Raw genomic sequence first — 12,655 nt, 5'->3', positions numbered from 1 at the left:
AAACAGTGGCGTTGACAGTGGCGGCTTTCAACCGGCCAAACTGGTTATGCAGGGATCAGCCGTCTTCCCCACCACCGCTGCGGCGACGGCAGCGCCAGTTCCAGTCGCGCTCGGGGCCGACGTCGACATGGATGGATTCGGTGTGGCAGTAGGTGCCGACGCCGCCGCGGCCGGGCATCGAGCGGACATAGCTCGCCAACTCCCACTTCGAGACGCCGGGCAACTGGATGTCGGCGGCGGCGCAGTACATGTGCAGCGAGTTCTTGGCGCCGTTGGCGCGGCGGTTGCGCGAGGGGTCGCGGTAGCCGGAGGTGACAACCATCTTGCGGCCGAAATGGCCCTCGATCGTCTTCAGCACCCGCACCAGCGACGGCTTGAGGCAGGCGACGTCGACGCTTTCGTTCTGTTTCAGAAGGCCGTTGGGCGCGAGCCTTGCCATGCCGGCGGCCGAGGCGACCTGGTAGGAACCGCCGCCGCCCTCATCCTCGTTGAGGTCGACGTCGCTCTCGTCGTCGATGCCGGACTTGCGCTTGATCTCGAACAGCGCGGTCTGGCGCACGCCGGGGAGGGCATCGGCGCCGGTGATGTGATAGCTCGGGTCGTCGAGCGAGGCGAGTTGCACCGGCTTTGCGGCCGGCGTCGCGGAGGCCAGCTCAACGATCGGCTTGGCAGGGGCGGGGGCGGTGGTCGCGGTCTTGGCCTGTGCCGCAGTCTGGTCGCCGGAGCGCGCATTGATCAGTGGCGCGGGCGCGGCCGATGCCGGCGTGGTGCTGAACAGCGAGGCGAACAGGCTCTTCTTCGGCGCGGCGAGCTGCGGCTGCGCCGGCTCGCCGGCGGTCACATAGACGCCGTTGCTCATGGCCTGCGTGGTCGCCTGCGCCTTGGATGCAATGGCGGCGGCATCGCCGGCGGCGACCTGCTGGGCCACGGCTTGCGTCTGTTCCGCCGTTTGCCCGGGCTGAACCAGCGGTTGCGGTGTGTTGCCGGCAATCGCGGCGGCGCCAGTGGGCACCGCGACGGCAGGGAAGGCGGCTTGCGGCCGCGTCTCAGGCACATAGGCGACCTTTTCGGGCAAAGGCGTGTCGCCTTCGCTCATCACGGTCGCTGCCGCATTGGTGGTCGCGGATGCCGCCTGAGCCGACGAATCGGCGGTTGTTGCCGTCTTGGCGCCGGATGTCGCGCTCATTTCGGTGGCGGCTGAATTGTAGGCGGGCGAAACGACCGACATCGTCGGGTCGCCGGTCGATGTGCAGGAGGCCAGAAGCACGGAGAAAAGCGCCGCCGCTATGCTTCGGCCTTCCCTTCGTACAAGACGCCAACCTACTGATTTCAAAATAAATTCCCCCTCGGCATCCGGTCGGTTAGTCATCGCCGCGCCACTCCAGCATTGCGCTGCGATAACCCTCCTGTTCCCAACCGGAAACGGGACATGTGTCGAATCTGCAAGCCTCGGAATTATTCTGCGTCGGAAGGCGAATTGAGGCCGTGAAACGATTGACGCCACCATTTCGCCCTGTTTTGGCGGCCCGTCAACTCACCAGACATTACAGTCCGTTACACACGCACCTTGACATAGGTGCCCGGCGCATCTCCCAAGGTTTTCATACGCTTGCCCGGCTTGCGGGCGGGCACGCGGATGTTGTCCTGGTTCTCGATCCAGTGTTGCCAATGCGTCCACCAGGACCCCGGATGCTCATGCGCTGCAGCGAGCCACGCGTTGAAGTCACCCACCGGCTTACCGCCGGTCCAGTACTGATATTTCCTGGCGGCAGGCGGGTTGACGACGCCTGCGATGTGGCCGGAACCCGCCATCACATATTCGACGTCGCCGCCGAAGAACCGCGAGCCCAGGAACACCGAAAGCGCCGGCGCGATGTGGTCTTCTTTCGTGGCGAGGTTGTAGACGGGGATGGTGATGTCGGCCAGCGACACCGTGCGGCCGGCAAGCTCCATCGTGCCGCGCGAGAGATTGTTCTCGAGGTAGCAGTTGCGCAGATAGAAGGAATGGTTGGCCGCCGCCATGCGCGTGGAATCGGAATTCCAGTAGAGCAGGTCGAAGGGCAGGGGCTCTTTGCCGCGCATGTAGTTGTTGATGACATAGGGCCAGATCAGATCGCCCGAGCGCAGCATGTTGAAGGCGGTGGCCATCTTGGTGCCTTCGAGATATCCCTTCTCGCTCATCGCGCGCTCGACCGCGGCGACCTGGTCCTCGTCGACAAAGACCTTGAGGTCGCCGGCATAGGTGAAGTCGACTTGGGTGGTGAAGAAGGTGGCCGATTTGATGCGGTGGTCGCCTTCCTGCGCCAGCAGCGCCAGGGCAGCACCAAGCAGCGTGCCGCCGACGCAATAGCCGATGGCGTTGACTTCCTTCTCGCCGGTCGCCTTCTCCACCATGTCGAGGCCGTATTGCAGGCCTTCGCGGATATAGGCTTCCCAGCCCTTGGCGCCATGGCGCTCGTCGGGGTTGATCCAGGAGATGACGAACACCGTGTGGCCCTGCTCGATCGCCCAGCGGATGAAGGATTTCTGCGGGTTGAGGTCGAGAATGTAGAATTTGTTGATCCATGGCGGGCAGATCAGCAGCGGGCGCTTCAGCACCGTTTCCGTCACGGGATCATATTGGATGATCTCGGCGACATCGCTGCGGCCGATGACCTTGCCGGGCGTGGTGGCGATGTTCTTGCCGATTTCGAAAGGCGTGTAGTCGGCCTGGCGCAGTTTCAGGTCGCCGCGGCCGGCGGCGATGTCCTCGGCCAGCATCTTCATGCCGCGCACCAGGTTCTCGCCATTCGAGGCCACGGTCTCGCGGAACAGCTCCGGATTGGTCAGGATGAAGTTCGACGGCGCGATCGCGTTCGACACCTGCTTGACGTAGAAGCTCGCCTTGTGGCGGGTGTGCTCGTCAAGGCCCTCGGCATGCTCGACGAGTTCGTTCGCCCAGCGGGAGGTGACGAGATAAGCCTGCTTGAGGAAGTCGAAGAAGGCGTTGCGGCCCCATTCCGGGTCCTGGAAGCGCTTGTCGCCGCGCTCGGGCTGAACCGCGTCCGGAGGCGCCTCGGTGTTGGGATTGACCTTCTGGATAGCGTTCGCCCAGACCGTCATATAGCCGGCGAACAGACGCGTCTGCGCTTCGAGCGCGCGTTGCGGGTCGCCAAGCCAGTACTCCGACAGCTTGGAGAAGGTCTTCACCATGTCGACGACGGGTTCGGCGACATGGTCGCGCACCTCACCCTTCTCGCGCGGCTCGGTCCAGGCGGAAGCCGCCTTGCCGGCCTGCTCGATCATGCGCGCCATGTTCAAGGCGAAACGCTCGGGGTCCTTCACCAGATATTGCTCGATGGCCGAAGGTCCGCCATTTTCCGCTTTGTCCGAATCGTCAGGTTTGGACATGGTCCGCGGGGTTCCTCCCGGAGCGTTTTCTTGACATATTACCATGGGACATCTGACCGGGTCCAATTCGCTGTAACCCGGCTGCCAGGAAAACAATATGACGATTAATGTTGGCGGTTCTTTTTTTCTCAGGCCGGGCTCGATCTGCCGCAAGGCGGTGCTGGCCGGGCTTGTCGGCGTGCTGTTGCCCGCCGGCGGCTGCACGAGCACCAGCACCAACAATGCAGCGCCCACGGCCTTGACCGAAGGTCCGAAGGACACCGGCTCCTACCCGAATCTCAACATTCCCCCGCAGGTGGCCGCCAAGCAGCTCACCAAGGAGGAGACCGCGGCGAACCTGGCCAAGCTCAAGGCCGAGCAGCAGGCGCAGGCTGCCAAGGGCGGCCGCGTCAAGGCGCCGACGAATTCCGCGGCGCTGAAGACGCTTGCCAAGACGCATGGCGACGACGCGCTGAAGCAGATCGAGGGCAAATGCGACCCGACCCTCGACCCTAACTGCAATTAGGTTTATATCGCGCGCCGAAAGCGCCCCCTTCGATCGTTTGGAACTGAAATGGAAGAATTTCACAAGGTCCGCCGGCTTCCGCCTTACGTGTTCGAGCAGGTCAATCGGCTGAAGGCCAGCGCCCGTTCGCGCGGCGCCGACATCATCGACCTTGGCATGGGCAATCCGGACTTGCCGACGCCGAAAGCCATCGTCGACAAATTGTGCGAGGTGGTGCGCGATCCGCGCACGCATCGCTATTCGTCCTCGCGCGGCATTCCGGGCCTGCGCCGCGCCCAAGCCAACTACTATGCCCGCCGCTTCGGCGTGAAGCTCAACGCCGACACGCAAGTGGTGGCGACACTGGGCTCGAAGGAAGGCTTCGCCAACATGGCGCAGGCGATCACCGCGCCGGGCGACGTCATCCTGTGCCCCAATCCGACCTATCCGATCCATGCCTTCGGCTTCATCATGTCGGGCGGCGTCATTCGTTCGCTGCAGGTCGAGCCCGACGACGGCTTCATCCCGGCGGTCGAGCGCGGCATCCGCCATTCGATCCCGAAGCCGCTGGCGCTGATCCTCAACTATCCGTCAAACCCGACGGCGCTGGTCGCCTCGCTCGACTTCTACAAGGACGTGGTCGCCTTCGCGAAGAAGAACGACATCATCATCCTGTCCGATCTTGCCTATTCCGAGATCTATTTCGACGGCAATCCGCCGCCTTCGGTGCTGCAGGTGCCGGGCGCGATGGATATCTGCGTCGAGTTCACCTCGATGTCGAAGACCTTCTCCATGCCGGGCTGGCGCATGGGCTTCGCTGTCGGCAACGAGCGGCTGATCGCGGCGCTGACACGCGTGAAGTCCTATCTCGACTATGGCGCGTTCACACCGATCCAGGTGGCGGCAGCGCATGCGCTGAACGGCGACGGCGCCGACATCGAGGAGGTGCGCGAGGTCTACCATAAGCGGCGCGACGTGATGGTCGATTCCTTCGGCCGCGCCGGCTGGACCATTCCCGCGCCCGCGGCTTCGATGTTTGCCTGGGCTCCGATCCCGGAACAGTTCCGCCATCTCGGCTCGCTCGAATTCTCCAAGCTGCTCATCGAGCATGCGGATGTCGCGGTGGCGCCGGGTGTCGGCTTCGGCGAGCACGGCGACGATTATGTGCGCGTGGCGCTGGTCGAGAACGAGCACCGGATCCGTCAGGCCGCGCGCAACATCAAGCGCTTCCTGGCATCGACCGCCAAGCAGCCCAACAATGTGGTGCCGCTCGCCGCTCGGCGCTGAGTCTGCCTAATATCTTTGGAATTTTTGAGGGGCGTCGCCGGACATGGCTGAAGCGTTGCGTGTTGGAATTGCCGGCCTCGGCACGGTTGGCGCGTCGGTGGCGCGCGTGCTGCGCGACAAGGCGGCGGAGCTCACCCGCCAATGCGGCCGCGACATCGTCGTGACGGCCGTTTCCGCCCGCGATCAGAAGCGCGACCGCGGCATCGATCTCAGCGCCGCGACATGGTTCGACGATCCGGTCAAGCTCGCCGAAAAGGCGGACATCGACGTCTTTGTCGAGCTGATCGGCGGCGACGAAGGGCCGGCGCGGCTCTCGGTGAAGGCAGCGCTCGAGGCGGGCCGGCATGTCGTCACCGCCAACAAGGCGCTGCTGGCCAAGCATGGCGTGGCGCTTGCCGAGATCGCCGAGAAGAAGGGTGTTCTGCTCAATTACGAGGCGGCGGTGGCTGGCGGCATCCCGGTCATCAAGACAATGCGCGAGGCAATGGCCGGCAACGCGGTGACGCGTGTCTTCGGCATCCTCAACGGCACCTGCAACTACATCCTGACCCGCATGGAAGCTGAGGGCATTTCGTTCGATGCCTGCCTGAAGGACGCGCAGCGGCTGGGCTACGCCGAGGCCGATCCGACCTTCGATATCGAAGGCCACGACACGGCGCACAAGCTGTCGATCCTGACCAGCCTTGCCTTCGGCACGAAGATCGCCGCCAACGACATCTATATGGAAGGCATCTCCAACATCACCCAGGCCGACATCCGCGCGGCGGCCGATCTCGGCTACCGCATCAAGCTGCTCGGCGTCGCGCAGCGCACCGACAGCGGCATCGAGCAGCGCGTCCATCCAACGATGGTGCCGACGGCGTCGGTCATCGCGCAGGTGCATGGCGTCACCAATGCCGTGGCGATCGAGACCGACATTCTGGGCGAGCTTCTGCTTTCCGGTCCAGGCGCCGGCGGCAACGCCACCGCGTCGGCGGTGATCGGCGACATCGCCGATATCGCCAAGAGCCGGCCCGGCTTCCAGCATGCTCCGGTGTTCGGCTGGCCGGCGAAGGAGTTGAAGCCTTACAAGAAGGCGCAGATGCGCAGCCATGCCGGCGGCTATTTCATCCGGCTGACCGTGCATGACCGCACCGGTGTCTTCGCGGCCATTGCCAAGCGCATGGCCGACAACGACATCTCGCTGGAATCGATCGTCCAGCAAGCGGCCGGCACGGAAACGCAGGCGCAGAAGACGGTAATCCTCGTCACCCACGAGACGACGGAAGCGGCGGTGCGCAAGGCGGTGGAAGGCATCACCAAGGACGGTCATCTGACCGACAAGCCGCAAGTGATCCGCATCGAGCGGGCGGAATAAGCCGGGTCCGAGTCCGTCTTCAATCGATTGATTTTGCTGTCATTTCGAAAAATGACGGGCCAAGTCTTGCCGTTGTCATGGAGCTTTGCCAGAAGTAGCCCGCCTCTGGCGGGAGGCGGAGCAATTCCGGCGCTCAACCGTTCTGGGATTGCTCGAGGCAACAATTAGAGCGGTTCAGAACTGAACGGCTCTCATGACAACGAGGAATGCCCATCCATGAACATCGCCCAGAACATCGCTGCCGGCCTAGACCGGATCCTCACCATGGAAGTGGTGCGCGTCACCGAGCGGGCCGCCGTCGCGGCCGCCAGGCTGCGCGGGCGCGGTGATGAGAAGGCGGCCGACCAGGTGGCCGTCGACGCGATGCGCCAGGAGCTCAATCGCCTTGCCATCAAGGGCACGGTGGTGATCGGCGAGGGCGAGCGCGACGAGGCGCCGATGCTCTATATCGGCGAGGAGGTCGGCACGGGCAAAGGCCCGGCGGTTGACATCGCGCTCGATCCGCTGGAAGGCACCACGATCTGCGCCAAGAACCTGCCCAACGCGCTTGCGGTCATCGCCATCGCGGAAAAGGGCAGCCTGCTGTTCGCGCCCGACGTCTATATGGACAAGATCGCGATCGGCCCCGGCTATCCGGAAGGCCTGATCGACATCGACGCTTCGCCGGCCGAAAACCTCGCCAACCTGGCCAAGGCCAAGGGCGTGGCCGTCTCCGACATCACCGCCTGCATCCTCGACCGGCCGCGCCACGCCAGGCTGATCGACGCGGTGCGCGCCACGGGCGCGGCGATCCGGCTGATCGGCGACGGCGATGTCGCCGGCGTCATCCACACCACCGATCCCGACGAGACCGGCATCGACATCTATCTCGGCACGGGCGGCGCGCCGGAAGGCGTGCTGGCCGCGGCAGCACTTCGCTGCACTGGCGGGCAGATGCAGGGCCGGCTGATCCTCGACACGCCGGAGAAGGTGGCGCGGGCTGGGAAGATGGGCATTTCCGATCCGAAGCGGGTCTATCGCGCCCAGGACATGGCGCGCGGCGACGTGCTGTTCGCGGCGACCGGTGTCACCGACGGCAATCTGCTCGACGGGGTGAAGTTCGGCCGCACCTTCATCACCACTCACACCATCGTGCTGCGCTCGTCCTCGCGCACGGTGCGCGAGATCAAGGCGCGCCACCAGGATCTGGATAAGTTCTGATTTCGCCCACTTGGGCGCCACCGCGGCGTTCCGGGGAAAAACCTTCCACACTTATCCCCGGATTGCTCGCTTACGCCGAATTGCTCCCGCCGTCGCATATTGATATCTGCCCAAGATGATGTGCAGACGGCGCGTCGCATGAACGGCGAGAAACGGTTCTTCCTCGATGTCAGGCAGTCGGCGACCGGTGTTTCCTGGCAACACCGGCTGACCGAGCGGCAGGACATGGCTGCCTTAGCGATCGCGCAGGGCCACGGCGTGCCCGACATCGTCGCACGGGTGCTTGCCGGGCGTGGCGTCAGCGCGGAGCAGGCCGAGCGCTTCCTTGACCCGACTATTCGCGAGCTTCTGCCGAATCCGGCATCGCTGACCGATATGGAGAAAGCGGCGGCGAGGCTCGCCGATGCGATCGTCACCCACGAGAAAGTGGCGATCTTCGGCGACTACGATGTCGACGGCGCCGCCTCGTCGGCGCTCCTGAAACGCTTTCTCACGCATTTTTCCGTGCCGTCCGAAATCTATATCCCAGACCGCATCTTCGAGGGCTACGGGCCCAATCCGGAAGCGATGCGCGAGCTGATCTCTCGCGGCGCGAAGCTGATCGTCACCGTCGATTGCGGCACCAACAGCGCGACGTCGATCGAGGCGGCCAGGGAAGCCGCCGCCGACGTCGTGGTGCTCGACCACCACCAGGTTGGCGGCCCGCTGCCGGCGGCGAACGCGGTGGTCAATCCCAATCGCGAGGACGATTTGTCGGGGCAGGGGCACCTGTGCGCCGCCGGCGTCGTCTTCCTATGCCTTGTCCAGACGGCAAAGCTGTTGCGCGAAAGGCTGCCGAATACCACACCGATCGATCTGCTTTCGCTGCTCGACCTCGTGGCGCTGGCCACGGTCTGCGACGTGGTGCCGCTCACCGGGGTCAACCGCGCCTTCGTGGTCAAGGGGCTGCAGGTGGCGCGCCAACAGAGGAATGAGGGGCTGGCGGCGCTGGCGCGGGTTTCGCGCATCGGCGAGCCCATCAACACCTTCCATCTCTCCTTCCTGATCGGGCCGCGCATCAATGCCGGCGGCCGTATCGGCGATGCGGCGCTCGGCAGCCGGCTTTTGGCCACCGACGATCCCGTCGAGGCGGCAAGCATCGCCGAGACGCTCGACCGGCTGAACCAGGAACGGCAGCAGATGGAGCAGGAGATGCTGGCGCAGGCGCGCGCCGAGGCCGATGCCGAGCTTGCCGGCGGCAACGGTCCCGCCGTCATCGTCACCGCCAGCAACAGCTGGCATCCAGGCATCGTCGGGCTGATCGCCTCGCGGCTCAAGGATTATGCGCGCCGGCCGGCCTTCGCCATCGCCTTCAATTCGACCGGCATCGGCACGGGCTCCGGCCGTTCGGTGACCGGCTTCGATCTCGGCCGGCTGGTCCGCGAGGCGGCGGATGCCGGGCTGATCGTCAAGGGCGGCGGCCATGCGATGGCGGCAGGCATCACCGTCGAGCGCGCCAAGCTAGGCGAGTTGCGCGCCTTTTTCGAGGAGCGCGCCGCGGCCGATGTGTTCCGGCTGCAGAACGAGGAAAGCCTGGCGATCGACGGCGCCCTGGCCGCCGAGGGCGCCACGATCGCGCTGCTCGACGCGCTGGAGAAAGTCGGGCCGTTCGGCGCCGGCCACATCGCGCCGGTGTTCGTGCTGCCGCGCCACCGCCTGACCGACGCGCGCGCGATCGGAACCAATCACATTCGCGTCGACCTGCAGTCGCAAAGCGGCGGCAACATCCAGGCGATCGCCTTCCGTGCCGTCGATACCGCGCTCGGCGAGTTCCTGTTCAAGAACAGAGGCAAGACCGTGCACATCGCCGGCTCGCTGTCGGGCAATTACTGGAACGGCAACCGCACGGTGCAGTTTCGCATCAGCGATGCGGCGCTGAGCTGAGGCATGTTCCTCCAGAATTGGTATCGCCCGCAACGTTGACACCGATCCTGTTCGCGCAGACCCTGCCTTTGGTACTGTTCACTGTTCATCGTTCCGGGGGGATGGGATGCACAGAATTGCGACGGCCTTGGCCGTATTCATAGTCGTCACCGTCGCTGCCACTCTGCGGCCATCCTCTTCGCTGGCGCAGGGAAACTGCTCACCCATCACATTTCCGGGCGGAGAAAACAGCGTCGTTCTGAACGGCATCGCGCCGCCGGAGGATGGTCCATGCTACCGGCTGGCTGCCGAGATCGGCGACGAAGTCACCTTGAAGGTCCTTCGCGGCGTCAACACCGTCTTTGCCATTGTCGATGTGCAGGACGCGCAGGATCGTTTCACCTTTGTGGCGCAGAAGGAGAGCTACCGGATCAATGTCGGCCAGTTGATGCGCGCGGCGAAGCCGCAGAAGTTCCGCATATCAATCACCCGCAGCGCAACCGCCTCGGCATGGCCCGTTTTCAAATCCTCGGATCCCGACCGGGTTCAGACGGAAAAGGTTGCCGCCGATCGGGCAGGGCGCATCACGCTAGCTTGCAACAAGCTGGTCGGGTGGGGCTTGGGTATGTCGCTTTATGACTATACCGGCAAAGCGCTCGGTCGGACGGATGAACAGGAATATCCCGTCAAGCTGGTTGTTGCTCACCAGAGTGACGGCAGCAGCTTCGATGTCAGCATGCATTATTTCGAACCGGACAGGGCCTGGGTCCTGTCGGGCGACGCTCCGTCGGGCTTTGTCGAAGCCCTGGGCGCGGGTTCACTCCTGACGCTTGAAAACGGTCGCGGCGAAAAAATTGCCGAGTTCGACCTGAAAGGCGTGGCGGGCTTCGAGCGCGCGGTCCACGAGACATGCGGCCCTGGGAATCTGCAGGTTGCCGCGGCAAGTGAATCTCCGCCCGACAAGACAGCAGGCGAAGGCTCAACGTCTGGCAGCGCGACCACTCCGTCTACCGGCGCCGGCCAAGCTTTCCGCGATTGCGAGAATTGTCCGGAGATGATGCCTTTGTCGCCCGGCACCTTCATGATGGGCGCCAGCAAGAAGGAAGTCCGCCAGCTCAAATATGTCAATTGGTCGCTGCCGCAGCACCAAGTGACGATCGCGCATCCTTTTGCCATCGGCCGCTACGAAGTCAGCGTTGGAGAGTTCGACGCCTATGTGAAGGAGAGCGGAGTAAAAGTCGGCGGCAAATGCGGTGTCCGCGTGATGGAGAGCGGAGAGTTTGCCTTCAAATACAGCGGCACGCTTTCCCCGGGCGGCGACAAGGGAAGCGATGCCCCATATGTGATCTACATTGCCGATGGGTCGTACGCTCAGCCCGGCCTGCCTGTCACATCAAAGCGGCCCGCAACCTGCGTTTCGCGCAACGAAATCAAGGGATATCTCGACTGGCTAAGCAAAAAGACCGGGCGCCACTATCGGCTGCCGACCGAAGCCGAGTGGGAATATGCCTATCGGGCGGGGGTCGATACGATCGCCCATTGGGGCGACGATCTGAAGAGGGCCTGCGAATACGCCAATTTCGGGGACCGCAAGTCCGGGTATCAGGCCGGCATGGCCGCGACGTGCTCGGAGAAGATCCAGCCAGGCTGGACAGCTGAAGTCGGTAGCTACAAGCCCAACCCCTGGGGCCTTTATGACATGGCCGGTAACGCGCAGGAGGCGGTCGAGGATTGCTTCCACGACAGCTACAACGGCGCGCCAAACGACGGCTCGGCCTGGATGGAAGGCGATTGCGCGCTCTTTGTCGCGCGCAGCGGCGACTTCGAGCTGACACAATTTTCGATGCGCGCCTCAGAGCGGCTGCTCTTTGGCTATGTCGAAGGCCACGATGACGGCATGTGGACGCGGGCAGACGGCTCCGACGAGCGTTTCAACGTGATGGGGTTTCGGATTGCCGTCTCTCTCGCCGCACAATGAGACGCCGGCCAGGAATGGTCACACCAGGACGGACTGCAGGCGGGTCAGTTCGCTGATCTGGGACATCGTCGCCTGGTAGCCGAGGCTGATCGCCTCGTCGGCGCGGTGGAATTCCGTGAGGCCGATATGGCTGAGTTTCGGCTGCAGCGACATGTCGGGCGGATCGCCGGCCAGCCTGGCGCGCGAAATCCGGTCCTGGATGATGTTGAAGGCCTCGACCATGACGCCGGTGATGCCAAGGCGGCTCTGGTGCGACTGGGGATTGACCTGGCCGGGGCGCGGCGCGTCTTTCTCGACGACCAGCTCGCCAGCGCTGTGCTTGATGACTGCGGCGCGTCCGAACAAATCGTAATGCAGGTTGACTGCCACGACGAGCGGCTGCTCGTAGGCGCGGCAGACCGAGACCGGCACCGGATTGACCAGCGCGCCGTCAACCAGCATGCGGCCGTTGCAGGCCACCGGCTCGAAGACGCCGGGCAGCGCATAGGAAGCGCGCATGGCGGTGACGAGCGAGCCGCTCGACAGCCAGATCTCGTGGCCGGTGCGGATTTCGGAAGCAACGGCGACAAAGGGTTTCGACAGGTCGTCAAAGCGGGCGCCTTCGAGATGCTCGCGCAGACGCTGATCGAGCTTCATGCCGCCGAACAGACCACTGCCGCGCAGATTGAAATCGAGCAGGCCGAAGATGCGCCGCTTGGTCAGGCTCCTGGCGAACTCTTCCAGCTCGTCGAGCTTGCCGGCCAGGTAGCAGCCACCGACCAGGGCACCGACCGAGGTGCCGGCGATCATCGACACTTCGATGCCGGCTTCGTCGAGCGCGCGCAGCACGCCGATATGAGCCCAGCCGCGCGCGCAGCCGCCGCCGAGCGCCAAGGAGATGCCGGTCTTCCTGCCGGGGTTAGGATCGGGCAAGCCGCCGGACGATGCGGGACCGTTGGCCTCCCGAACGTCAGGTTTGCTGCGCAATGACGCCCATTCGAGCATCACGATCTCCCTTGTCCCATATCCCTTCTACCAAAAGGATATTTGAGAATAGTGAATCTGCGTGGTTTGTGAA

9 protein-coding genes are annotated in these 12,655 nt (G+C 64.2%); 6 read left to right on the top strand and 3 right to left on the bottom strand.

The features are described from left to right. Positions 1-55: 55 nt before the first annotated feature. Positions 56-1,228 carry a YcbK family protein gene (locus CK230_RS00575; protein ID WP_245429773.1) on the bottom strand — a complete coding sequence of 391 codons (1,173 nt, stop codon included), beginning with the start codon at positions 1,226-1,228 and terminating at the stop codon, positions 56-58. Between the two features lie 326 nt (positions 1,229-1,554). Further along, positions 1,555-3,390: a class I poly(R)-hydroxyalkanoic acid synthase gene (gene phaC, locus CK230_RS00570; RefSeq protein ID WP_095815282.1), complete on the bottom strand. Its 1,836-nt coding sequence runs from the start codon at positions 3,388-3,390 to the stop codon at positions 1,555-1,557. A 97-nt stretch (positions 3,391-3,487) separates the two neighbouring features. On the opposite strand from phaC, the gene CK230_RS00565 reads away from it, so the two are divergent. From CK230_RS00565 to CK230_RS00540, 6 genes are all read left to right on the top strand, one after another. Then, positions 3,488-3,895, top strand: coding sequence for a hypothetical protein (locus CK230_RS00565; protein ID WP_176479971.1), 408 nt, complete (start codon positions 3,488-3,490; stop codon positions 3,893-3,895). A gap of 48 nt (positions 3,896-3,943) precedes the next feature. Then, the gene (locus CK230_RS00560; RefSeq protein WP_095815281.1) at positions 3,944-5,161 is read left to right on the top strand and encodes an LL-diaminopimelate aminotransferase; all 1,218 of its coding nucleotides are present in this window, start codon (positions 3,944-3,946) and stop codon (positions 5,159-5,161) included. Between the two features lie 43 nt (positions 5,162-5,204). Then, a complete protein-coding gene (locus tag CK230_RS00555; protein ID WP_095815280.1) occupies positions 5,205-6,518 on the top strand; it encodes a homoserine dehydrogenase in 1,314 nt (437 codons plus the stop codon). Positions 6,519-6,734: 216 nt separating this feature from the next. Continuing rightward, a complete protein-coding gene (gene glpX, locus CK230_RS00550; protein ID WP_095815279.1) occupies positions 6,735-7,718 on the top strand; it encodes a class II fructose-bisphosphatase in 984 nt (327 codons plus the stop codon). 138 nt (positions 7,719-7,856) lie between these two features. Beyond that, the gene (recJ, locus tag CK230_RS00545; protein ID WP_095815278.1) at positions 7,857-9,641 is read left to right on the top strand and encodes a single-stranded-DNA-specific exonuclease RecJ; all 1,785 of its coding nucleotides are present in this window, start codon (positions 7,857-7,859) and stop codon (positions 9,639-9,641) included. Positions 9,642-9,747: 106 nt separating this feature from the next. Beyond that, the gene (locus CK230_RS00540) at positions 9,748-11,598 is read left to right on the top strand and encodes an SUMF1/EgtB/PvdO family nonheme iron enzyme (RefSeq protein ID WP_095815277.1); all 1,851 of its coding nucleotides are present in this window, start codon (positions 9,748-9,750) and stop codon (positions 11,596-11,598) included. Positions 11,599-11,616: 18 nt separating this feature from the next. Here the strand turns inward: CK230_RS00540 and CK230_RS00535 are convergent, their stop codons facing one another. Further along, entirely contained in the window at positions 11,617-12,582 is a 966-nt protein-coding gene (locus CK230_RS00535; RefSeq protein WP_095815276.1) for a patatin family protein, read from the bottom strand. Positions 12,583-12,655 lie beyond the last annotated feature (73 nt).

The sequence above is a fragment of the Mesorhizobium sp. WSM3859 genome, from assembly GCF_002295065.1.
Classification (GTDB): domain Bacteria; phylum Pseudomonadota; class Alphaproteobacteria; order Rhizobiales; family Rhizobiaceae; genus Mesorhizobium.
This window is presented reverse-complemented; position numbering and strand designations above follow the sequence as displayed.